We start from the raw sequence: 21,533 nt of genomic DNA on the forward strand, positions 1-21,533 counted from the left end.
CCTGCATAAAAGCAGGCTCTCAGCAATTCTTAATAAATTAATTTTAAAAATTCATCTGTCGTGATGCCGCCCAGAAGTTTGGGGATGTCGATCCCTGAAATCGCTTCATCTAATGAGGCACGCTCGTATTTAGATCCAGCAATCGCCTGTTCGATTTCCGACACATCACCAACACCGAAAAAGTCTCCGTAAATATTGACATCTTGAACTATGCCCTTGTCTACTTGCAATCGGACATCAATACCGCCAACTGGAAAACGATGAGAGTGCTTAATGTTGAACTTAGGTGACTTGCCGTAATTCCAATCCCAATTGCCGTAGCGCTCTTTCGACAATTCATGAATATTCTTCCAATCTTCGTCCGTTAATTCATAATAACGTACATTTTCTTCACCTTCAAAAATTGAATGTAAAATCGCATGACGGAATTCTGTCACTGTCATCGGCTCTTTCAAAAACTCAGAAATGTTCGCGACGCGACTCCGAATCGACTTGATGCCTTTTGACTCGATTTTTTCTTTGCTAACTTTCAGCGCAGATACGACTTCATCAATCTGTGTATCAAACATCAATGTACCATGGCTGAACATACGTCCTCTAGTTGAAAATTGTGCATTACCAGATACTTTCCGACCTTCTGCCATTAAATCATTGCGTCCAGAAAGCTCTGCGTTAACGCCAAGACTTTGCAATGCTTTTACAACAGGTTCAGTAAATTTACGAAAATTACGGAAGCTGTTGCCGTCATCAACTGTAATAAAGCTGTAATTCAAATTTCCTAAGTCGTGATAAACTGCGCCACCACCTGATAAGCGGCGAACGACATGAATGCCATTAGAATCTACGTAATCCGTATTAATCTCTTCAGCTGTGTTTTGATTCTTGCCAATAATGATAGATGGTTCATTAATATAAAATAGAAGAAATGGATCTTTCTCAACATCCATTGTTTTCAATAGATATTCTTCGATTGCCAAGTTAATTCGCGGGTCTGTAATGCCTTTATTATCTACAAAATACATATTCTCTCTCCTTTTGGCTACGTTGCTCTTTCTAGTTTAACGGATTATTTAAATAAATTCACTATTTTGGGTTGACGAATCCAAACTGTTATAATACACTAACTTAAACACCAACAGTACTATAACAAAAAGGAGCTGGAAGTTATGATTGAAAACGTAGTCGAATTTTTCAAGAACTTGCCCCCGAAACAGTGCGCGTCTTGTGGAGAAAAAATGGAAGAGCAGCATGAATGTTATGGTACTAAATGTGACTCGTGCAACGATTTATAAGATCAACAAGCATACTTAGAAGAAACGAAGCAACGCTCTTTAGCGGTGCTTCGTTTTTTGTATTAATCAATATAACGGATCCGATAATTCAATGCTGTACTACAACACGCGGTAGTTTTACGGGCGCAATCGCTGCCGAGCAATTCTAAAACCTAAGCTACCTTATCTATCACAACACAAATTCCCCCTCTTCCTATCACTATGCAGCGAAAGCGCGTCAAAGGAGTCGTTCGAGTGATAAGACTGGCATTTTCTCAACATATCGCGAGACCCTACTCCGAAGCAATTTCCAAAACGTTAAAATCGATTTCTTTAGCTCTCTCTTATTGACCATACACAACAAAAAAGACACTGCCTGAGCAGTATCTTCGTCATTTTATATCAATGGCCTGAATGATCTTCCATCTTATCCATGCCTTGTGTATCATCACTATCATCCGAAACAATAGATGCTGGATCTGGATTACCCACCGTAATTTCTTGTTTTGGCATGACATGCAGCGAACGCGCAGTCGTATGTGCCTGCATAAAATACAGTCCCTCTTCTTCAAAGCTTGTTTGTGCTTCGTAAATGCCCTCTTCCGTATGTTCAGCTGGAATCATTTCGCTATTGCTGCGATCTCCAGACTGCCATACTTCATAGACAACTTCATCAGCATCTTCCACAGCTTTATCGCCCTGTGTCACAGTAACAGACAAAAGAACTTCTTTAGCCGGGTCAGCTTGTGTATCGGTATTAAATGCAACTTTCACTTCTTCAATTTGAGGTCCGGCACCAGGAGAATCAGCTTCTCCTGTTCCGCATGCAGCAAGTAAAAGAAAAGGGATACCTAGCCAAAATAATTTTTTCATTTCGTATTTCCCTCCGTAGTAGGTGTTTCAGCAGAAAACAGTTTTAGTAGTTGAGTGGCAGCTGCTTTTCCTTGGTCAACGCAAGCTGGCAAGCCGAACCCTTCAAAAGATCCCCCCGCAACCTGCACTTGTGGAAAAGCATATTGCAACTCTTTCTTTGCTAAAGCTACGCGTTCATCATGACCAACCAAATATTGTGGCATCGCTTCTTTCCAACGGGAAACCACTGTGAATTCAGGGATTAGTTGAATATCCAATAATTTTTGCAGATCTTCTAAAACAGCTTTAACAATTTCACCATCTGATAGTTCTACAACAGCCTCATCCCCGACACGGCCAATAAATGACCGATAAACAGCTTTTCCAGACGGTGTTAGGCTCGGCCATTTCAAATGGGCTGCTGAACAAGCAGTGATCGTAAAATCACTATTTCGCGCTACAACAAAACCGGTACAATCACTTTTGCTCGCTCGGACACTTTCTGGTAAAACAATAGACACTGTCGCGATAGACGTAGAAGGCATATCTTTTAATCCTTGTAACAATCCTAAAGGCTCAAAGATTGGCATTAATTTCGCATGTGGCAACGCGAATATTACGCCATCCACGGTTATCGATGTCTCATTGTTTAACGTAAGCTCTATTTCACGCTGTTGCTGCTCTATTTTTTCAACTTTGATGCCTTTTAAAATCGTGCACTTCTCCAATTCTTTTTCCAGCGTCTGTACAAGTGTTTCAAGACCGCCTTCGAACGTTTGGAACAAACCTTCTTTTTCGGTATCAAAAGCACGATAATCTGATACTTTCTTTTTCTTTAAGCCATGAATTAAGCTACGATGTTGTTGCTCAATTGCCAGTAATTCAGGAAATGTTGCTTTTAAACTCAATCGGTCAATGTCCCCAGCAAAAACACCTGAAAATAAGGGTTCAATTAAATTTTCAACCAATTCGTTACCAAATCTACGTCTTAAAAATCTCCCCAGCGGCTGATCGTCAAGTATAGTCGATGCAGGCAAGACAAAATCTCCCAAAGTACGGATCTTGCCAAACCAAGAGCTAGTACCTGAAGTGAAAAACGAAGCGAAATTGGTAGGTATGCCCATAACCGATTCTGTTGGAATCGGATAAAGTCGATTCTCAACCACTACATGGGGTTTACCAGGAGCACTTTGGACCAATTGATTTTCTATCCCTAATTCTCGAGCCAGCTGTTGAATACTATTTTTTCGTGAGACAAACGAATCCGGACCACGCTCAATTACAAAACCATCTTTTTGCAAAGTCTGGATTTTCCCGCCAAGACGGTGGGCTGCTTCAATCAAAGTGATTTCGATTTCCAAACCTTGCTCAATTGCTTGCTTTTGTAAATAGTATGCCGCTGACAGTCCAGTTATGCCACCGCCTACAACGACTACTTTATGCGTTTGTACAGTCACGTTTAATCCTCACTTTTATCTAATTTATTTTTCTGCTAGTTTGCGCAATACGACATCTGTTAACCCATCAATAAATAAAGGCTGAACGTTCGGCATTTCTGGACGATAATAATTTGCACCAATGTCATCGCATACTACTTTACATTCATAATCGTTATCGAAAAGAACTTCTAAATGATCTGTTACAAAGCCAACTGGTGTATAAACAAATGATGTATACCCTTTTTCTTCGAAAAGATCACGAGTTAAGTCTTGAACATCTGGTCCAATCCAAGGTTCGCCCGTTTGTCCGGCACTTTGCCAGCCAATTTCTACATTTTTAACGCCCGTTGCTTGCTGAATCATTTGGGCTGTTTCTTTTAATTGGTCTGGGTATGGATCACCGTTTGCAATAATTTTTTCTGGCAATGAGTGTGCAGAAACGATTAAACAAGCATTTGCTCGTTCTTCTTCTGACATTCCATCAAACGTTTCACTTACTTTTTCCGTCCAATATTGGATGAATTTTGGTTCTTTGTACCAACTTTCAACAGAAGTCAAAGAGATGCCTGCTTTTTCAGCTGCTTCTGCTGCACGGCCATTATATGATTTTACTGAGAACGTTGAAAAATGGGGTGCCAAGACGATTGAGATTGCTTCTGTAATGCCGTCTTTTTTCATTTCTTCAACACCATCTTCTACAAATGGCTCAATGTGCTTAAGACCTAGATACATTTTGAATTCAATGTCATCTTGAACGTCATTTAAACGATCGCATAGGCCATTCGCTTGTTCTAATGTAATTTTAGCAAGTGGCGAAATACCACCAATTGCTTTGTAACGACTTTTCAAGTCTTCTAAACTTTCTTCGCTCGGCTTACGGCCACGGCGGATATGTGTGTAGTAGCGTTCAATATCATCTTCTGAGTAAGGTGTTCCATATGCCATTACTAATAATCCCATTTTCTTTTTCAACCTAGTCACCTCATTATGAATTTTGTTTTACTTCCAGTTATTTTTATGTGCAGCACTGTATTCGTGAACAAATGATGTTAAGCGTTTCAAAGTATCTGGATTAACCTCTGGGAATACTCCGTGACCTAAGTTAAAGATATACCCATCATTTTGCATACCCATATCTAAAATCTTTTTCGCCCGCTCTTCGATTACTGACCAATCTGCCAATAAATAAGCTGGGTCAAAGTTGCCTTGCAACGCTTTTGTTAAGCCCATTGAACGCGCTTCTGAAATCGGCAAACGCCAATCCAGTCCAACGACGTCGACAGGAAGTTCGTGCCATTCTTTAGCTAAATGACTTGCGCCTACTCCAAAGATGGTTAATGGTACATTTTCTGTACGCAATTCTGCGAAAATACGATCCATTACCGGTTTGATGAAAATACGGTAATCTTCAACGTTCAAGGCACCAACCCACGAGTCGAAAATTTGGATCGCTTTAGCTCCTGCTTTTACTTGTGCTTTTACATAAGGAATGATTGTGTCGGCTAGTTTGTCCATCAAGGCAAACCACATAGCGGGTTCAGAAACCATCATTGCTTTTGTTTTGTTGTAGCTCTTCGAAGGACCGCCTTCAATCATATAACTCGCCAATGTAAAAGGTGCGCCTGAAAACCCAATCAACGGCACGTTTAATTGTTCTTGTGTTAGGATACGAATTGTTTCAAGTACATAATCGACATCTTGTTCAGGATTAATGTCTCCTAAGCGTTCGATATCTGCCATCGTACGGATTGGGTTATCGATAACCGGACCGATTCCTGACTTGATTTTTACGTCCACTCCAATTGCCGGCAGTGGTGTCACAATGTCTTTATACAGAATGGCCGCATCGTTATTATACTGATCCACTGGAAGCTTGGTAACATATGCACACAATTCTGGTTGATGCGTAATTTCCTCTAATGAGTATTTTTCTTTGATTTTGCGGTACTCTGGCTGTGAACGTCCAGCTTGTCTCATATACCAAACGGGTACGTGATCTGTTTTTTCTCCACGTGCTGCGCGAAGATAAGTATCATTAAATGTCATGAATGTTTCATCCCTTCGATGTGCTACTCTACTTTTGTCTACCTATATCCGTCTATACTATAGACGTTCCGTACTATATTGTATAGATTCCAAACGCATTTGTCATAAATTCGACGCTTCTCTTTTCACTTGATTGCCATTCCTGTTTCAGGAAGTTTCCTAAAGGGAAGTAGATATAGTAGTATTTATATTATTAGGAGGGGTATTAATGAACTTTTACATGACAACTGGAACATACGACTACATGAAAAAAATGCGTGACAAACACCCACAAGAGACGATGGTCGTCATGCAGGGCGAAAATACGACAATGATGATGCACGAAACAAAAGGAAAAACTTTTTTCCAAACACCTCGGCGTTATGAAATCGTCGATGGGACAGGTGACTTAACTGAGAAAGGATTTTTCGTTTTAAACAATATACCGGTAACTGAAGAAGGTCGTCCAATTTTTGAACATCGTTTTAAAAATCGTGCGGGTGCTATTGAAAACGAACCCGGATACATTGCATTTCGTGTTTTAAGACCGCTTGATTCAGATACTTATATCGTTTTGACTGAATGGGAATCTCCTGTTTTTTATGAAAAATGGAAAGAGTCTCAAGCTTTTGCACAAGCTCATTCTGAGAAACCGGATAGTGGTGCACAGCGGCCAAATATTTTCTCAGGTGTTTCTCATATCAGTACCTATAGAGCAAAGCCTGAAGAAGACTAATACAGCATATTCTTGCCCCATAACTAAAAAGGAGGAAATTAATTGGTTTTTGTTATTTTTATATTAGCGGCGGCACTTACTGTATTTGCCTCCATCAAGCTATCTCAATATGCAGATGTCATCAGTTCCAAAACAGCAATGGGCGGCATGATGGTCGGTACATTATTATTAGCAGGTGCTACTTCTCTGCCTGAAGTTTCCACTAGTTTTTCTGCCGCAGCGATTGGCAACGCTGATATCGCTGTTGGAAACATGATCGGATCGAACTTGTTTAACTTGTTCATCCTCGCTGGATTTGATTTTCTCTTGCGTGGTCGACGTATTTTAGATCGAGCTTCACGCAATAATATTTATACAGCGCTTCTTGGAACCTTATTAACGGTTTTGGTCATTTTGGCACTTTGGTTACGCATTGATGTCCAAATTTTAGGTATTGGTTTAGATGCATTAATCATTGCCATCACTTATATAGTTGGTATGATTGCTATCAATAAATTGCCGTCTCTTGATCCTCAAGCAGAAGCAATTGCCGAGTCAGAAGAAGAACCTGATAACCCAAGTGCTTCTTTATCGTCAAAAGCAGCCATTTTTCGTTTTGTTATCGCGGCACTGATCATTTTAGCTGCTGGGACGGCGCTATCCATTACAGGAGACGAAATTGCGATCATTACTGGAATCGGCTCTAGCTTTATCGGTAGTTTCTTAATTGCAGCAGCGACTTCTCTTCCAGAAGCCATTTCTGTTTTTGTGGCGCTACGATTGAACAATGTGAACATGGCTGTTGGTGCAATTCTCGGAAGCAACATCTTTAATATGATCATTCTTGCCCTTTCTGACCCTGTATATACTGCTGGGACGATTATTTCAGGGGTATCTGGTGCGAATATGATTATCGCTGTCGGTGTATTGATCATGTCATTGCTCGCTTTGTTTTCGCTTTATAGAAAAAAGAGTGGTTCTACACTATCCTATGCACTACCGTCAGTTATTATTGTCGTTGTGTATTTCGCAGCATCTTACTTTAATTTCACTTACTAAGATAAACTAAAAGCAAAGTCCGATTCCCGTCTGCGGAGTTGGACTTTGCTTTTTTTATTTCTTTTAAATCTTAAATAAATTAATAGTTCCTATACCATATATCGCATATTACATTTAGGTTCATTTTCATACTGCTAGTTATTTATGATATGCTTTTAAAAAAGAAAGGGGTTTTAAAAATGATTGATACGCTTTACGCTAAATTAGATGCTGCTTACCCAGAAATGGTCGAGATTCGTCGTCACCTCCACATGAATCCTGAACCGTCGTTTCAAGAAACCCAAACTGCTCAGTTTATTCGAGATTATTACAAAAAATTAGGCATTGACGTTAAACACAATATTGGTGGAAATGGTGTCGTCGCAACCATTCAAGGCGCAAAACCTGGAAAAACCGTTGCATTGCGCGCTGATTTTGATGCCTTGCCGATTCAGGACCAGAAAGAAGGAGTATCTTACCGATCAACTGTTGATGGTGTCATGCATGCATGCGGACACGATGGTCATACAGCCACTCTCTTAGTTTTAGGGAAAACACTCTACACCATGCGTGAAGAATTAGCAGGAACCTACATATTAATTCATCAGCACGCTGAAGAACTCGTTCCTGGAGGGGCAAAGTCTATGATAGAAGCTGGTGTCTTGGAAGGCGTTGATGCCATTTTTGGCACGCACCTTTGGTCAACGACACCATTCGGGAGAATTGACACGCGTGTCGGTCCAATTATGGCAGCAGCAGATAGCTTTCAATTGAAAATTCAAGGTCGTGGTGGTCACGGAGCAAGTCCTCATGAAACCATTGATGCAGTTGTCGTCGGCTCTCAAATTGTCTCTACTCTCCAGTCTTTAGTATCTAGACGTGTAGATCCTTTAGAATCTGCTGTCTTGTCTATCGGTTCATTTGTTGCGCAAAACCCGTTTAATATTATCGCAGACCAAGCTGTATTGTCAGGTACTGTCCGTTCATTTAAGGAAGATGTTCGTAGCTTGATGGAAACAGAAATGGAGCGCGTCATTAAAGGAACGAGTTTGGCTAACAACAGTCGTTATGAATTTAATTTCAAACGAGGCTATCCGGCTGTCATTAATCATGAAAAAGAAACGCTTTATATTAAAAGCATTGCGGAAACCGTTCCAGGCGTTACAGAAGTCTTTGACTGCCCTCCTCAAATGGGTGGAGAAGATTTCGCCTACTACTTAGAGGAAATTCCTGGAGCCTTCTTCTTTACAGGAGCTATGCCCGATGGTGATGTGTTCCCCCACCACCATCCGAAATTCGATTTTAAAGAAGAAGCGATGCTTGTCGCCGCTAAAACTTTAGGCACAGCAGCTATTCATTTTCATCAATAAAAACAAACCCAGCCTCTTTTTCAGAGGCCGGGTTTGTTTTTAAGTTTTTTTACTTTTTAATACAGTAACAGTCACGAAAGACACGACCAAAATAACCATAAGCGTTATCAAAGCTGTGATCAACTGACCCATAATTACTAACATGATGGCTGCAGCGATGCTCTGCACTAGTTGCAACGCAAGAATAAGTTTAAAAACAGCTTGTTGTCTACTAAAGTGAGATAGTGGAAACAAATTGTCCATTCGGAAATGTTGTGTATGTGTCAAGCCCTGCCAAATTTGAATAGTGGTTGCGAACGCCAACGCGCCTGCAAACAATGCCACACCCACTTGAAACGGAATGAACCAAGCACCTATCATAACAATGACAGTTAGCCGTACCCATAAATAAAATAATTCATCTGACCGGATAAACGTTCTACAAACCAAATACAAGTGAGCATTTTTTGCTCCCGGCTTAATAAAGCGATAAATCCAATTGAGCCATGACCTGACTTTTATTTTTCCCTTTAGATGAGGGACATCGGTAAAGTAATTAGCAAACTGATAAAAACGCAGCATGCGATTTTCTTCTAGTGCAATAAAATGCTCATAAGCAAAAGGCTTGCCAACGGCTTTACGAGTAATCCATTTGCCATAAAAAATGATAGCAAACAGAACAAATACAGCAACTATTAACTGCTCTTCTATATAAAAGTAGGTGAACAAACCAACTAGTAAAAAACGTAACAATCGGTCTAGCCACACGCCTTCTCCTGCTCCTTGGCGTCGAAAGGCGAATTCAGTTTGAACATTCCACCATTTGATTAGCAGTAAGAGAATTGGAAAGCCAATCAAAAAAGAAGACGGCAGACCGTATAGGGCGTTGACCATCGGCAGCGAAACGATGAAAACGACTACCGGCAAATACAGTTGAGACACGAACGACCATTTTAAAGCAGGTTTCAAAAACTCATCTAATTTGCTTTCCAATGGCAAAAAATACACCGTATCCGCTTCTTTTAACAAGGTTGACGGTGGACTGATGGCGAGCAACAATCCAAACACTCCTGCTAATAGCCATGCGGCTGGGAATTCAGGGGGAATATCCTGTATCCATTCGCTATAAGCAAAACCGGCAGCTCCGAGTGCAAAAAGTAAAACGACGGCAATATGACCTGTAAAAATATATTTTAAATAGTTTTGAACTTCAACGGTGTGCTTATGAAGTCGTCTTGACCAAATATCATGCAAATTCTTCATTTAGCTCATCCTCGGTCATCGCAATATACAAATCGTCTAGCGACGCATCTGGCATATTAAAGGCTTTGCGCAAATCTTCCATTGTCCCACTTGCTCGCACACGGCCATTATGAAGCAGGATAATCCGGTCACAATAACGCTCAGCTGTGGACAAAATATGTGTCGACATCAGCACCGATGCGCCTTTTTTCTTTTGTTTTTCCATTTGATCTAATAGTGATTTAATACCCAGTGGATCGAGTCCAACAAAAGGTTCGTCGATGATATACAGTGCGGGATTCACGAGAAACGCACTCATAATCATCACTTTTTGACGCATTCCTTTTGAAAAATGTGACGGGAACCATTTTAGGCGCTTTTCCATTCGAAATTCCTTCAACAATTCTGCAGAACGTTTTTCAAACAGCTTAGCATCGATATTATAAGCCATCGCTGTCAGTTCAAGATGTTCACGCAATGTTAATTCTTCATATAACACTGGAGTCTCCGGAATATAGGAAAAAGCAGATCGATACGTGTCCATATCTTCTTCAAAAGTTTTGCCATTCAAGCGGATCTGCCCTGATTTTGGTTGCATCAAACCGATAATATGTTTGATGGTGGTACTCTTGCCTGCTCCGTTCAAGCCAATCAAGCCCACAAGTTCTCCTTTTCCTATCGAAAACGTCACTTCTTGTAAAACGGGTTTACGTGTATACCCCCCTGTTAACGCATCAACTTCCAAAATAGCCATCGAAACACCTCTTTCTTTCTATTAAACTATTGTATCAAAACTGACTCTCGATTTCTTTTGTCATATGGCAATTATGGTAACATGGTGAAAATGGAAAGGATGATCCCCAATGACAAATTGTATTTTCTGCAAAATTATTGCAGGCGAAATCCCTAGCGTAAAAATTTATGAAGATGAGCACGTCTTCGCTTTTATGGATATTATGCCCTTGTCAAAAGGCCATACTTTACTTATTCCGAAAACACATCGTGAATTCGTATACGACATGACCCCAGAAGAAGCAGCCAACTTGTTTTCCGTAGCTCCTAAAATTGCTAAAGCTATCAATGAAACCTTTCAACCTGAAGGCATGAACCTGCTAAACAATAATGGCGCAAAAGCCGGACAAAGTGTTTTCCACTTCCACTTACACTTTATCCCACGCTATGGTCAAAGTGATGGTTTCGGTGCCAAGTGGATGACCAAGGAAAAAGAATTCACTTCTGAACGTATACAAGAACTGGCAGAAAGCGTAAAAGAAAAGTTAAACGCTGAAGCTTGATTTTCTGAAGTAAACAGGATAAAATCAGGTTAAGTTTTTCGCCGGCGGTCATGAGGGCACGTCCGGGAAAAAGAAACTAGCACATAGCTGAGGAGAGATGAGAAATGAATACGAAAAATCTAGTTTTAATGGCGCTGTTGGTCAGTGTCGGAGCCACACTTTATGTAGTGATTCCAGGCATCAACGGCGGGATGAAGCCCGACTTTATGTTGACAATGATGTTTGTCGGAATTCTGTTGTTCCCAAATGTAAAAAATGTCTTCTTATTAGCAGTAACGACCGGTGTCTTATCAGGTCTATTCTCGACATTCCCAGGCGGCTTTTTCCCGAATATTATCGATAAATTTATCACAGCGTTTGTGTTCCTTGCTTTGGTCATGCTATTGAAAAAATTCGTTGCAAAGTTACCTGTTACGATTGCCCTTGTTGCAATGGGAACTGTATTATCGGGAACGATTTTCCTTTCTGCTGCTATTTTCGTTATTGGCGCCAACATTCCTTTTAGTTTGTTGTTTGTCACAGTAGTGCTGCCTGCAGTTTTGTTAAACGGAATCGCTTTCGCTTTTATTTACCCGATTGTGATTACATTGGTCAAGCGTTCAAAATTCGAAACGGCGGTTTCGCAAGCCGCCTAACAAAAGAGCTTTTCACTAGTAACAACAGTGAAAAGCTCTTTTTATTGAATAGTCGTTCATCTATATGTTTTAATTAGGTATAATAGAGGAAAAGAAGTTTATAGGAAGAAAGGGGCGTTTCAAATATGAAAGCATCAAGATTTTTCTTAGGACTTGCTACAGGGGTAGCAGCTGGAGCTGCAACAGCTTTATTCTCTACTCCACAATCAGGACAGGAATTTCGCTCTACAGTGAAATCAACGTCAGCTGAATGGAAAGAATATTTGACCGAACTAAAAGATAAAGTGAATAGCTTAAAAGAGTCGATCAATCATTTAACAGAAGAAGCTAAATCTCAGCTTCCTGAAGCAGTCGATGGATTAAAAGCTTCACTGGAAACATGGACAGAGAGTACCGCTCCTGCTAAAGAACATCTTCAACTTGAAATCATGGCCATCCAAAATTCAATCGAAGAATTGCAAAAAGCCATTAGCAAAGATAAAAAAGTTATAAAAAATGATGACCAACCCAAATCAGAAAAAGTTGACGATGATACACAAAGCGCTTAAAACAACTGCCTTCCGGCGGTTGTTTTTTTTGATGGTCTGTTTATAACTTAGAAAGCTCATTGTAAATCTACTATTTAACAAAAATCCATCGCAGTGATTTTTGGAGACTGAGTTATCTTTTACGTTTGCCTGTTTGATTTCTTTTGCCACGTTGTCTTTTTATTCCAAAAAACTAAACAAACTCGTAGATCTTCCCACTGTAAATTATTTTACTATTCTTACTTTAATTACGTTTGCTTTACTGCTATAATAAAGAAAAGATTTTGGAGGAAAGTTGGTGCCTGTGTGAACGAGAAGGAATATACCATGAAAGAAGCTATGCTGTTTAGTCAACGCATTGGTCAATTGTCGAAAGCTCTATGGAAAGCGGTAGAAAAAGATTGGCAAATGTGGATAAAACCTTATGATTTGAATATTAATGAACATCACATTCTTTGGATTTCCTATCATTTAAAAGGCGCTTCGATTTCAGATGTCGCAAAATTTGGTGTGATGCATGTTTCCACTGCTTTTAACTTCTCCAAAAAATTAGAAGAACGTGAACTGCTGTCTTTTTCAAAACGCGATACGGATAAACGCAATACGTATGTCCAGCTAACTGAGAAAGGCGAAAAATTAATGCAGGAGATGATTGAGAACTATCATGAAACTCCTCACTCCGTCATTGAAGGCTCTCTACCTTTACGCGAACTCTACGGAAAGTTCCCTGAATTCATGGACATCATGGCTGTTATACGCAATATTTATGGCGAAGACTTCATGGAAATCTTCGAAGCTTCCTTCAAAAATATTGAGAATCGATTTAGCGAAGAAAACCATGTTATCAAGCATCAAGAAAGCCAGCAATAACAAGTCATTTCATAAAAAAAAATTATGGTTGCATTTCCTTATAAATCATTGTATTGTATGTATCGAATCAAAAATGAATTTAGTAAATAGGGGATGCACACATGCACTGCTGGAAAACAATTAACTTAAAAAAACAATACGGATTTGACCGGCTTTTCATGATCTCTGCGCTTTTTGGAGTCGCTGTTTTTATGGCTTCTTACATTGGGCTTGCAATCGTCTATGCCACGCCTCTATCCGATCAATATTTTCTATTTTTTATAGTGTCTTTGCTCGCTATTTATCCGCTTCACAAGATTTTGCATTTCTTGCCTTTGATCGGCTGCCATAAATCATTGAAATTCATAATTCGAAAACAAATGAAAGTGTGTCCCGCTTTTTCACTCCATGTCAATGAACCGGTTCCCAAAATACGGTTTTTGCTTTCATTGGGTACACCTTTTCTTGTACTAAATACGGCTATTATTAGCTTAAGTATTGCAATGCCTGAATTTAGCCATTACTTCGCTATGCTTTTGGCGTATCATTGTGCGCTGTGCTTGACGGACATTATTTACCTTCGTAACTTAGCCCGTTCGCCAAAGTATGCATTAATAGAAGAAACAGACACCGGCTTTGAAATCCTGATCCCTCCAGTAGTTAGCTGATATCTGCTTTTTCTTCCGGTCTTTGTTATACTAGGAAGTAAAGTCAGAGGGGAGGAAATCCATGATTATCGCATTTATTGTTATGTTCTCTGTGTTTTATCTTTTCCAGATCAACCGGATGACATTGGCACTTGTAACTTCTCGAGAAATTCCAGAAGAAAATCATCAAAAGATATTCCGAACGATAAATATATTAATTACAATACTATTGGTATCGTTGTATGTAGGTGTAGAATTTACACCTTAACTCACTTGCCTCTTTGGCAAGTGACTTTTTTTTGAAACTTTGCAAACCGTAATACGTTTATAGTATAGTAACTACTGCATCTAGATAGAAAGTTGGGAGCGAAATCTAATGAAAAAATCTTTTTTAACATTTACTTTGGCAGCATCTGTACTGGCTTTATCTGCGTGTAGCGATAGCGGGGATGACAAAACAATTGTAACTTCTGATGCTGGTGATATTACAAAAGACGAGCTTTATGAAGAAATGAAAACATCGATTGGTGAACAAGCAGTTCAAATTTTACTAATTGAAAAAGTACTTGCTGAAAACTTCGAAGTGACTGACAAAGAAGTAACGGCAGAATACGACAGCAACAAAGAAGAACTTGGAGAAAGCTTTGACCAATTTCTAACCCAGAACAACCAAACAGAAGAAAGCTACAAAAAAGTAATCCGTTTGAATTTATTACAAGAAAAAGCATTGACTGAAGGCATCGAAGTGACGGATAAAGAAATACAGACACAATACGATCGCCAAGGCACTGAATTAAATGCACGTCACATTCTTGTTGCTGATGAAGAAACCGCTAACTCTCTTAAAAAGCAATTGGATGAAGGCGCTGATTTCGCGAAATTAGCTAAAGAAAATTCGACAGATACCGGTTCTGCTGAAAATGGCGGTAACGTTGATTGGTTCGGTCCAGGGGCAATGGTTCCTGAGTTCGAAAAAGTCGCTTACGAGCTTGAAATTGACGAAATTAGTGAACCTGTCGCATCTGAATTCGGCTTCCATATCATTCAAGTTCTTGAAACACGTAAAGTAGAAGATCAACCGGCACTAGAAGACCAAAAAGATAAGATTCGTTCTGATTTGGCTATAGCTAAAGCAGATCAATCCACTTTGCTTCCAAAAGTCGCTGAGTTGATGAAAGACGCAAATGTAGAAATCCAGGACGAAGATCTTAAAGGGGCACTAGATGATATTTTAAATCCTCAAACGCCTGCTGCTCCAACTGAATAATAGAAGTTACTTTAAAAGAACCGTTCTAAAAGTTTGGCAACTGACTTTTAGCAACGGTTCTTTTTTGCATACAAATAGACACAGACAAGATAGCTAACTTGTCTGTGTCTATTTTTCGCTGGAGACTCAGTTCTTCATTAAATTTTCGGTTTGTAAAATGAGCGGTTATCCAATGCAAAGACGCGTTCAGAAAACTCTCCTTCTTTTGTTTTCCCAAGAACACGGTCCAGCATCATCATTTTCGCATCGATATTATCGATATAATGAAGAATTTCTGCTTCTTTCAGCATTGGTTTTTTCGGGCTTCCCCACTCCTCTTTGCCGTGGTGAGAAAGAATGATGTGTTGCAGTAGCATAACTTCTTCGCCTTCAATTTCCAACTCTTCTGCAGCTTTTGCTACTTCTGTTACCATAATGGAAATATGTCCAATCAAATTGCCTTCTACTGTATATGTAGTTGCAATGGGTCCAGAAAGTTCGATCACTTTGCCGATGTCATGAAGAATAATTCCTGCAAACAGTAAATCTTTGTTCAATCCTGGATAAATGTCGACCAGTGCTTTACCTAGCTTCAACATGGACACCACATGATCTGCCAGACCAGACACATAGTCATGATGATTACGTGTTGCTGCAGGATAAGTTAAGAATTGCTGCTGATATTTCTTCAGCAAGTAACGTGTCATTCGTTGGATTTGGGGATTCTCCATTTCGAACAAATACTTCGTTACTTCTTCTAACAATTCATCTGTCGACTTTTCCGAAGATGGCATCAAGTCTGATATTGACTGATGTTCATCTGGTTTTGCTGGACGAATGCTTTTAATCCGCAATTGGTTTTTCCCTCTGTAATTATGGATTTCACCACCGACACGGACGATTGTTTCAGCAGCGAATGTTTTTTCCTGCTCATCTTTTGTATCCCATAATTTTGCTTCAATGTCTCCGCTTTTGTCTTGTAACACGAGCGAAATAAATGGGTTTCCGGTAGTCGTAACTCCTTTTACAGACTGTTTGATCAATAAGAATTCATCGACTGTCTCGCCGACTGCATACTGTGTAATTCCTTTAGTCATGAATGAACGCTCCTTTCGGTAATGGCCACGTTAATAATTTGCGCATTAGGCCAAGCCTGTTGCATGCTGTCGTGGCAAGTAAAATAGATGAACTGGTGCTCTTTTTGCAGCTCTGTCACTAAGTTTATCATTTGCTGCAGTCGACTGCGATCAAAATGAACAAAAGCATCGTCCATAATGATCGGAAACGGATGGCTTTTTTTCATAGATACAGCCAACGACAACCTCAATGCTAAATACGCTTGTTCTTTTGTTGCCTGACTAAGTTCTGAAATTGGAAAACGTGTCCCGTCTTGACGCTTAGCTTCAAAATAGCCGGTTCGATTCATGGCTAATTCGGTATAAGCACCATTTGTCAATTTACTAAAATAAAGCTGAGCGTTAGCTAGTACAGCAGGTAGTTTTTTTTCTTTTAGTTCACTCATCGTTTGGTTGATTGCTTCAACAATTGCTTTGTTGATGGACCACTGCTTCGCCAAATCAATAAATTCGGCTTTTTTCTCTTCAAAATGCTGTAACTTTTCTTCGTAAGAAGTATCCGTTACTAACATCTGAGTCAAGTGTTGCTTGTCTGCTTGTTCGTTTAATAATTTATTTCGCTGGGCTTTAAGCTCTGTCATTTTTTCTTGTCGTTGCTCAATTGCTTGCTGTGTATGATCCGACTCCCAGTCTCCTGGCAATTCAATTTCTCCAATAGCTTGCAATTGCCCTTCGACCAATTCAAGTTCTTTTTCCACTCGTTTTTTCTGATCCCATTGATCGGCCAACCGGTAAAAATCAAAGACATCTTCTGCTAACGCATAGGCAATTAGCACTTGCTGTTCTTTTTCAAGTTGCTCTTGGAATGCTTGCAACCGCTCGATTTTTTCTAACAAGTCATGGGTTTCACTTTGTTGCTTATTCCATTGATCTTTCTTTTGCTGTCGCACTGATTGTTCAGAACGCAGCGTGGCAATCAAGCCTGCTATTGCGAGCTCTTTGCCACATGCTTGCTGCGCTTTATCCATCCACTCTTGTTGTTGCATTGCTAATTTGTCTATTTCATCTTGAATTCGTAATATACGCGAATAATTTGCATGAACTTTTCGCAACTTACTAAAAAGCTCCAGTATCATCGTTCGACTAGCATCTGGTTTCAAACCAATTTCAAGCAAGAGTTGCTGATAAGCCTCTTGTGCTACAGCGGTTGAATCGACAGCTATATAACTGGTTATGTTCTTTTTGACTGTCTCTACACGATTCATCAAGCTGTCTAACTGCCGATCAAACTCGGCTACTTTTGTGATGAGTGTTTCGTACTGCCATTCTTTTCCACTGTATTTTTTAATCAGAGCGGCGTAATTTGCAGGCAGCTCATTGGGTTTTCGCATTTTCACAAAAAGCCATACACCTGCAGCCATTGCGACAAGTCCAATCACAATAAGTAAAGCAGTCGATTGGATAAATCCATAAGCTGCTACGAGTAACCCCAGTCCAAACAATGCAAAACGAACGATTTGGTCTTGTCCAGTGTCGCTTTTTTGAAACTTCGAAGCAGCTTTAGCTTCTGCTAATTGTGCTGAAATCTCTGGCCATTCTTCTGCAATGAGTCGTTCTTTTGCAGTTGGTTCTTGAACTAAAAACGCCGATAAATCTTGTTCTGCCCGTACCAATTTGTTTTTCTCTTCTTGCAAATTACGTTGGTTAAAGCGTTGGTTTTCTTCTTCTACATCCAACTCCTTCAACCTCTCAAGCAATTGCTCTTCGTGATTTAACGAAACATCAACCGCCATCGCTTGTTGTTCCGTAAGTCCAAGTAACGATAATAGTTCTTCGCGTTCTTCTGATAACTCGATTGTTTCATTACGCTTTTGAACTAGTTGTAGATTTAATTGGTGCCAGTCTGATTCACGATTCAATAAATTCTCAATCGCGTCTAAAGAATCGGCTTTATCTGCAGTGGTTAGTAGGTGACGTTGGTTGGTTAAATACTCCATATCGGCTTTTGTTTGAGTTAGCTTATCCACTAACCGATCCATTTGCCTTCTGCCTTCTGCTGGGAATTGCGTAATGGCAAGATTGTCTAATTGCTTAGTCAATCTATGCTGGTCTGCTACTAATGGCGCGGCTTGTTGCCATCTGTGGATTTCTTTAAGCTCTTGATCCATTTCTGCTTCTACTTCTTCAATGACCTTTAAACGCTGTTCAATTGCTTGTAATCGCTCAGTAGCAGGACTATAGAGCTCTGCACGGTGTCGAAGTTCCTTTAGCTGTTCTTCGATGTCACGAAGCTCTTCAACCAAGGCATTTATTTGTGGTTTGCGACCATTTTTTTTAAATAGCTCAGCCATTTGTTTTTCAAGCTGATTTTCTAAATCTGTCAAGGCATCAATACCTGTTGTCCCTGAAGCTAGTAAAGTTCGGCTCAGTTCTGATTCACTGAGTTGATCTAGGCCTTGCAATTCATGAATCGAAAATGAAAAAATTGCTTCAAAAGAAGCGCGATCGTAGTTTCGCAAGATTTGTTTCAACTCGGTATCACCACCTCTGTGACCGTCTTCAAATTCTACTATGACGTCTCCAGCGGATTTTCCTTTTGTTCGTTCGATTACAAGCTTTCCATAATACGGGTCCGTCAAATATAGTTTGCCCCCATATTTTCCGCCAGTTTTTGGCTCGTACCGTAATTGCGTTTGATTGCGTGTAGGAAAGCCAAAAAGAAGTTGAATGATAAATTGCTGAATTGTTGTTTTCCCCGCTTCATTGGGACCATAAAATAAAACCAATTGATTTCCTAATTCGATGGTTCGGTTTTCATGTTTGCCAAAACCATAGATTGTTAATTTTTCGATTCTCATGTTGTCACTCTCCCGCCTGCATCCTACGCCGAATTTTTTGGGCGGTAGCTAATTGAAGTTCTCCGACGGTTTGATCGTCTACAGCTTCTAAAAACCGGCTACTTTTTGGATGTCTGTACAAATCCTTCAAAATAGCTTTCCAATTGTCTATTTCCCAGCTCTCTATCGTCTCAATCAACGTTGCTCCTATTGGAGAAAGTTCACTATCTTGTTCCACTGGCTGAAGTTGAATCGATTGGATCCAAACAAACCATTCCATTTCAGCAATCGACTCACGAAGCATTTCTAATAATTCACTTTCGGGAATTTCAGCCAGCAGTTGAAAGCTTTCTTGATCCAATTCTGTAAAGACCAATTCAATAATGGCAGCTCCTGCTCCTTGAGTAAAAAGACTTAGTTTGTCTTGGCAAGCCTCGATCAATTCATTCATGTGAACAATGCCTTTAGCTGAAACAGCCACTCTGTCGAATTGAACAACTGACGTTGGAATAAATGCTAATTGTGTTGTTGCCTTTGACAAAGTCACTTCATAAAAGCCTTTTACACCGGTTTCCTTCCGGTGACGTCCTTGAATATTACCGGGATACACGATAGCGGGCTCATTAGCAAGTTCTTGACGCTTGTGGATGTGCCCTAATGCCCAATAATCGTATTGCTTACTAAGTAGTTGTTCTTTTTTAAAAGGCGCATAAACAGCATGTGTTGAGTCTCCTTCGAGACTGCCATGTAGTAGCCCAATATGATACTCTTGGTTTTGCGCTACCGGGTATTGCTTGACCATGGACTCACTAATGTGACGTTTGCCATAGCTAAATCCAGTAAACGTTACAGGCCCTGAGGCGGTGGCTAGTTTGAATTGAGAAACTGTGTCATCAAAAGCATGAACATTTTCCGGAAGTTCAAAGCGCGTCCAATTGCCACTTAAATGATCATGATTGCCGTAGCACATAATAACTGGTATTTTTTGATTAGCAAGTAGTTGCATGCCTTTTTGAAAACGCGCTTGCGCACGAATGTTGCGATCTTCCCCGTCATAAATGTCTCCCACAATTAACACGAAATCTGGTTTTGTTTTTAGTGCATAGTTGATAAGTCGATCGAACGCTTCTAACGTACTGTCTTTTAATTTTTGCCATTGCTCTTTTTGCAAATCCCTCATGCCGATAAAAGGGCTTCCTAAATGCAAATCTGCCGTGTGGATAAAGCGAATCGACTCCATAAATAAACCCCTTTTAATTACCGAATATTTGTTCTTATTTTACCATGACAAAACCATTAAAAAAACTCTTTGCAGAAAAGTTTCTGTAAACAGTCGAATCGATCAATGTTCCAAAGCACTTAATAAGATGTTTTAAAAATGACAGGACTTTTTAATGGAAAGCCTTTATACTTAAAATGAACATCCATTCAGAAAGGATTGATTCTGCTTGAGAACTTACAAACTGACAGCTTTTGAACAAACTGGCAAACAACTACTAGACGAAACATTTACCGCTGAGACGGACGAAGAAGCGCGTGGTAAAGGTCAAGCTATGTTAGAAGAAAAAGAATTGATTAACCAAACACATCGCTTAGCGTCACCCGCTGGGAAACTTATTCTTTTCCATTCATAAGAACGTAAAAAGCATGGCGGAGATTCCGCCATGCTTTTTATAGACCTTTAAACTCAGGTTTTCGCTTTTCAACAAATGCTTGGATGCCTTCTAAATGATCTTCTGATTTCCGCATTGCCGATTGTGCTGCCGCTTCCATGTCCAGCGTACTGACTAACTCTTTTACTTTCCATTGATGAAGAATGTGCTTAGATGCCAATTTAGCACCGATTGGTGATGAGATTGCTTCAGTTGCATAAGCTTCTGCTTTTTCAAGACCTCTTCCTTCGGCAGTCACTTCTTCGATTAATCCTTTTGCTAGTGCATCGTGTGCTTTTAACACTTGTCCTGACCAAATAATCTGCTTGGCTTTTGGTACACCTACTCGTTCTTTCATAAAGAAATGACCGCCACCATCTGGTACTAGCCCGATGCCGATAAAATTCATAGCCAATTTACTATTTTCTTCTGCGACTACATAGTCACAGGCCAGTGCCATACTAAAAGCAAGACCAGCTGCTGCTCCATGTATAGCAGCAATTGTAATTTGTGGCAGCGTGTAAAGTGCTTTTGCCAAGCGGCTGACGTCCTTCATAACCAAATCGATATCCATTGGATGTTCCGGGTCCATCATCTCTTTGATATCGCCGCCCGCTGAAAATGCTCTACCTTCGCCACGAATAATTAGGACCTGTATTGTGCTGTCTTGCAACAAAGATTCAAAGCAATCCGCTAGTTCTTTCATCATCGTTCCATTCATGGCATTCATTGATTTCGGACGATTCAAAACCAATTGGCCGATTCGTCCTTGTTTTGTCAATTCAATCGTTTCGTACATAAAAAGAGACACCCCTTCATAGAAATGAATTGTCATTCA

At 40.0% G+C, this 21,533-nt stretch carries 23 protein-coding genes; 12 read left to right on the forward strand and 11 right to left on the reverse strand.

The genetic code is table 11. The features are described from left to right. Window positions 1–29: 29 nt before the first annotated feature. On the reverse strand, window positions 30–1,022 hold the full coding sequence (lplA, locus tag FQ085_RS12285; protein ID WP_149456719.1) for a lipoate--protein ligase: 993 nt from the start codon (window positions 1,020–1,022) through the stop codon (window positions 30–32). A 144-nt stretch (window positions 1,023–1,166) separates the two neighbouring features. Between lplA and yhfH the strand changes: the two genes are divergently transcribed. Beyond that, window positions 1,167–1,292 carry a protein YhfH gene (gene yhfH, locus FQ085_RS12290; protein ID WP_071153669.1) on the forward strand — a complete coding sequence of 42 codons (126 nt, stop codon included), beginning with the start codon at window positions 1,167–1,169 and terminating at the stop codon, window positions 1,290–1,292. Window positions 1,293–1,673: 381 nt separating this feature from the next. Here the strand turns inward: yhfH and FQ085_RS12295 are convergent, their stop codons facing one another. Genes FQ085_RS12295 through hemE form a run of 4 tightly spaced genes read right to left on the reverse strand, consistent with a single transcriptional unit; the run spans window position 1,674 to window position 5,608 of the window. Next, window positions 1,674–2,144 carry a FixH family protein gene (locus tag FQ085_RS12295; RefSeq protein ID WP_149456720.1) on the reverse strand — a complete coding sequence of 157 codons (471 nt, stop codon included), beginning with the start codon at window positions 2,142–2,144 and terminating at the stop codon, window positions 1,674–1,676. Next, window positions 2,141–3,580 carry a protoporphyrinogen oxidase gene (gene hemY, locus FQ085_RS12300; protein ID WP_149456721.1) on the reverse strand — a complete coding sequence of 480 codons (1,440 nt, stop codon included), beginning with the start codon at window positions 3,578–3,580 and terminating at the stop codon, window positions 2,141–2,143. Before hemY ends, FQ085_RS12295 begins: the two co-directional genes overlap by 4 nt. A gap of 24 nt (window positions 3,581–3,604) precedes the next feature. Next, entirely contained in the window at window positions 3,605–4,522 is a 918-nt protein-coding gene (gene hemH / locus FQ085_RS12305; RefSeq protein ID WP_071153692.1) for a ferrochelatase, read from the reverse strand. A gap of 39 nt (window positions 4,523–4,561) precedes the next feature. Continuing rightward, complete coding sequence (hemE, locus tag FQ085_RS12310; protein ID WP_058385940.1) at window positions 4,562–5,608, reverse strand: uroporphyrinogen decarboxylase; 1,047 nt, start codon at window positions 5,606–5,608, stop codon at window positions 4,562–4,564. Window positions 5,609–5,816: 208 nt separating this feature from the next. On the opposite strand from hemE, the gene FQ085_RS12315 reads away from it, so the two are divergent. The 3 genes from FQ085_RS12315 to FQ085_RS12325 all read left to right on the forward strand — a co-directional run bounded on the left by FQ085_RS12315 (window position 5,817) and on the right by FQ085_RS12325 (window position 8,710). Then, a complete protein-coding gene (locus FQ085_RS12315; RefSeq protein WP_149456722.1) occupies window positions 5,817–6,323 on the forward strand; it encodes an antibiotic biosynthesis monooxygenase family protein in 507 nt (168 codons plus the stop codon). 42 nt (window positions 6,324–6,365) lie between these two features. Continuing rightward, window positions 6,366–7,361 carry a sodium:calcium antiporter gene (locus FQ085_RS12320; protein WP_149456723.1) on the forward strand — a complete coding sequence of 332 codons (996 nt, stop codon included), beginning with the start codon at window positions 6,366–6,368 and terminating at the stop codon, window positions 7,359–7,361. A gap of 179 nt (window positions 7,362–7,540) precedes the next feature. Continuing rightward, window positions 7,541–8,710, forward strand: a complete 1,170-nt coding sequence (locus tag FQ085_RS12325) for a M20 metallopeptidase family protein (RefSeq protein ID WP_149456724.1) — start codon at window positions 7,541–7,543, stop codon at window positions 8,708–8,710. 39 nt (window positions 8,711–8,749) lie between these two features. Here the strand turns inward: FQ085_RS12325 and FQ085_RS12330 are convergent, their stop codons facing one another. Together FQ085_RS12330 and FQ085_RS12335 are read right to left on the reverse strand one after the other, a co-directional pair. Further along, window positions 8,750–9,952: an ABC transporter permease gene (locus tag FQ085_RS12330; RefSeq protein ID WP_149456725.1), complete on the reverse strand. Its 1,203-nt coding sequence runs from the start codon at window positions 9,950–9,952 to the stop codon at window positions 8,750–8,752. Beyond that, window positions 9,936–10,685 carry an ABC transporter ATP-binding protein gene (locus FQ085_RS12335; protein ID WP_058385945.1) on the reverse strand — a complete coding sequence of 250 codons (750 nt, stop codon included), beginning with the start codon at window positions 10,683–10,685 and terminating at the stop codon, window positions 9,936–9,938. The genes FQ085_RS12330 and FQ085_RS12335 overlap by 17 nt, the downstream gene beginning before the upstream one ends. Before the next feature lie 109 nt (window positions 10,686–10,794). Between FQ085_RS12335 and FQ085_RS12340 the strand changes: the two genes are divergently transcribed. The 7 genes from FQ085_RS12340 to FQ085_RS12370 all read left to right on the forward strand — a co-directional run bounded on the left by FQ085_RS12340 (window position 10,795) and on the right by FQ085_RS12370 (window position 15,151). Continuing rightward, window positions 10,795–11,226 (forward strand): HIT family protein, encoded by a 432-nt coding sequence (locus FQ085_RS12340; protein WP_058385946.1) that lies wholly within the window; start codon window positions 10,795–10,797, stop codon window positions 11,224–11,226. A gap of 104 nt (window positions 11,227–11,330) precedes the next feature. Then, on the forward strand, window positions 11,331–11,861 hold the full coding sequence (locus FQ085_RS12345) for a tryptophan transporter (RefSeq protein WP_058385947.1): 531 nt from the start codon (window positions 11,331–11,333) through the stop codon (window positions 11,859–11,861). Between the two features lie 125 nt (window positions 11,862–11,986). Beyond that, on the forward strand, window positions 11,987–12,409 hold the full coding sequence (locus tag FQ085_RS12350) for a YtxH domain-containing protein (protein ID WP_058385948.1): 423 nt from the start codon (window positions 11,987–11,989) through the stop codon (window positions 12,407–12,409). Between the two features lie 285 nt (window positions 12,410–12,694). Beyond that, complete coding sequence (locus FQ085_RS12355) at window positions 12,695–13,258, forward strand: HTH-type transcriptional regulator Hpr (RefSeq protein ID WP_078080228.1); 564 nt, start codon at window positions 12,695–12,697, stop codon at window positions 13,256–13,258. Between the two features lie 101 nt (window positions 13,259–13,359). After that, a complete protein-coding gene (locus FQ085_RS12360; protein WP_058385950.1) occupies window positions 13,360–13,905 on the forward strand; it encodes a DUF3267 domain-containing protein in 546 nt (181 codons plus the stop codon). A 61-nt stretch (window positions 13,906–13,966) separates the two neighbouring features. Continuing rightward, window positions 13,967–14,152 carry a hypothetical protein gene (locus FQ085_RS12365; protein ID WP_006828367.1) on the forward strand — a complete coding sequence of 62 codons (186 nt, stop codon included), beginning with the start codon at window positions 13,967–13,969 and terminating at the stop codon, window positions 14,150–14,152. 108 nt (window positions 14,153–14,260) lie between these two features. Continuing rightward, window positions 14,261–15,151, forward strand: a complete 891-nt coding sequence (locus FQ085_RS12370; RefSeq protein ID WP_058385951.1) for a peptidylprolyl isomerase — start codon at window positions 14,261–14,263, stop codon at window positions 15,149–15,151. A 137-nt stretch (window positions 15,152–15,288) separates the two neighbouring features. Here FQ085_RS12370 and yhaM read toward each other — a convergent pair whose 3' ends face one another. The 3 genes from yhaM to FQ085_RS12385 are packed head-to-tail and all read right to left on the reverse strand — an operon-like array spanning window position 15,289 to window position 20,283. After that, window positions 15,289–16,227 (reverse strand): 3'-5' exoribonuclease YhaM, encoded by a 939-nt coding sequence (yhaM, locus tag FQ085_RS12375; RefSeq protein WP_058385952.1) that lies wholly within the window; start codon window positions 16,225–16,227, stop codon window positions 15,289–15,291. Then, window positions 16,224–19,064, reverse strand: a complete 2,841-nt coding sequence (locus FQ085_RS12380; RefSeq protein ID WP_058385953.1) for an ATP-binding protein — start codon at window positions 19,062–19,064, stop codon at window positions 16,224–16,226. Before FQ085_RS12380 ends, yhaM begins: the two co-directional genes overlap by 4 nt. A gap of 4 nt (window positions 19,065–19,068) precedes the next feature. Continuing rightward, a complete protein-coding gene (locus FQ085_RS12385; RefSeq protein WP_149456726.1) occupies window positions 19,069–20,283 on the reverse strand; it encodes a metallophosphoesterase family protein in 1,215 nt (404 codons plus the stop codon). Window positions 20,284–20,491: 208 nt separating this feature from the next. Here FQ085_RS12385 and FQ085_RS12390 point away from each other — a divergent pair, with 208 nt between their 5' ends. Further along, the gene (locus tag FQ085_RS12390; protein WP_058385955.1) at window positions 20,492–20,677 is read left to right on the forward strand and encodes a YhzD family protein; all 186 of its coding nucleotides are present in this window, start codon (window positions 20,492–20,494) and stop codon (window positions 20,675–20,677) included. A 37-nt stretch (window positions 20,678–20,714) separates the two neighbouring features. Here the strand turns inward: FQ085_RS12390 and FQ085_RS12395 are convergent, their stop codons facing one another. Further along, on the reverse strand, window positions 20,715–21,494 hold the full coding sequence (locus FQ085_RS12395) for an enoyl-CoA hydratase (RefSeq protein WP_149456727.1): 780 nt from the start codon (window positions 21,492–21,494) through the stop codon (window positions 20,715–20,717). Window positions 21,495–21,533: the final 39 nt, after the last annotated feature.

Source organism: Planococcus sp. ANT_H30 (genome assembly GCF_008369335.1).
In the GTDB taxonomy this organism is placed as follows: domain Bacteria; phylum Bacillota; class Bacilli; order Bacillales_A; family Planococcaceae; genus Planococcus; species Planococcus kocurii.

Coding starts and splice junctions, on each gene's coding strand:
- FQ085_RS12315 (WP_149456722.1), top strand. CDS start 5,817: ATGAACTTTTACATGACAACTGGAACATACGACTACATGAAAAAAATG.
- FQ085_RS12385 (WP_149456726.1), bottom strand. CDS start 20,283: ATGGAGTCGATTCGCTTTATCCACACGGCAGATTTGCATTTAGGAAGC.
- FQ085_RS12340 (WP_058385946.1), top strand. CDS start 10,795: ATGACAAATTGTATTTTCTGCAAAATTATTGCAGGCGAAATCCCTAGC.
- FQ085_RS12295 (WP_149456720.1), bottom strand. CDS start 2,144: ATGAAAAAATTATTTTGGCTAGGTATCCCTTTTCTTTTACTTGCTGCA.
- FQ085_RS12380 (WP_058385953.1), bottom strand. CDS start 19,064: ATGAGAATCGAAAAATTAACAATCTATGGTTTTGGCAAACATGAAAAC.
- yhfH (WP_071153669.1), top strand. CDS start 1,167: ATGATTGAAAACGTAGTCGAATTTTTCAAGAACTTGCCCCCGAAACAG.
- FQ085_RS12370 (WP_058385951.1), top strand. CDS start 14,261: ATGAAAAAATCTTTTTTAACATTTACTTTGGCAGCATCTGTACTGGCT.
- hemH (WP_071153692.1), bottom strand. CDS start 4,522: ATGGGATTATTAGTAATGGCATATGGAACACCTTACTCAGAAGATGAT.
- yhaM (WP_058385952.1), bottom strand. CDS start 16,227: ATGACTAAAGGAATTACACAGTATGCAGTCGGCGAGACAGTCGATGAA.
- FQ085_RS12395 (WP_149456727.1), bottom strand. CDS start 21,494: ATGTACGAAACGATTGAATTGACAAAACAAGGACGAATCGGCCAATTG.
- FQ085_RS12325 (WP_149456724.1), top strand. CDS start 7,541: ATGATTGATACGCTTTACGCTAAATTAGATGCTGCTTACCCAGAAATG.
- FQ085_RS12335 (WP_058385945.1), bottom strand. CDS start 10,685: ATGGCTATTTTGGAAGTTGATGCGTTAACAGGGGGGTATACACGTAAA.
- lplA (WP_149456719.1), bottom strand. CDS start 1,022: ATGTATTTTGTAGATAATAAAGGCATTACAGACCCGCGAATTAACTTG.
- FQ085_RS12365 (WP_006828367.1), top strand. CDS start 13,967: ATGATTATCGCATTTATTGTTATGTTCTCTGTGTTTTATCTTTTCCAG.
- FQ085_RS12345 (WP_058385947.1), top strand. CDS start 11,331: ATGAATACGAAAAATCTAGTTTTAATGGCGCTGTTGGTCAGTGTCGGA.
- FQ085_RS12360 (WP_058385950.1), top strand. CDS start 13,360: ATGCACTGCTGGAAAACAATTAACTTAAAAAAACAATACGGATTTGAC.
- FQ085_RS12330 (WP_149456725.1), bottom strand. CDS start 9,952: ATGAAGAATTTGCATGATATTTGGTCAAGACGACTTCATAAGCACACC.
- FQ085_RS12350 (WP_058385948.1), top strand. CDS start 11,987: ATGAAAGCATCAAGATTTTTCTTAGGACTTGCTACAGGGGTAGCAGCT.
- hemE (WP_058385940.1), bottom strand. CDS start 5,608: ATGACATTTAATGATACTTATCTTCGCGCAGCACGTGGAGAAAAAACA.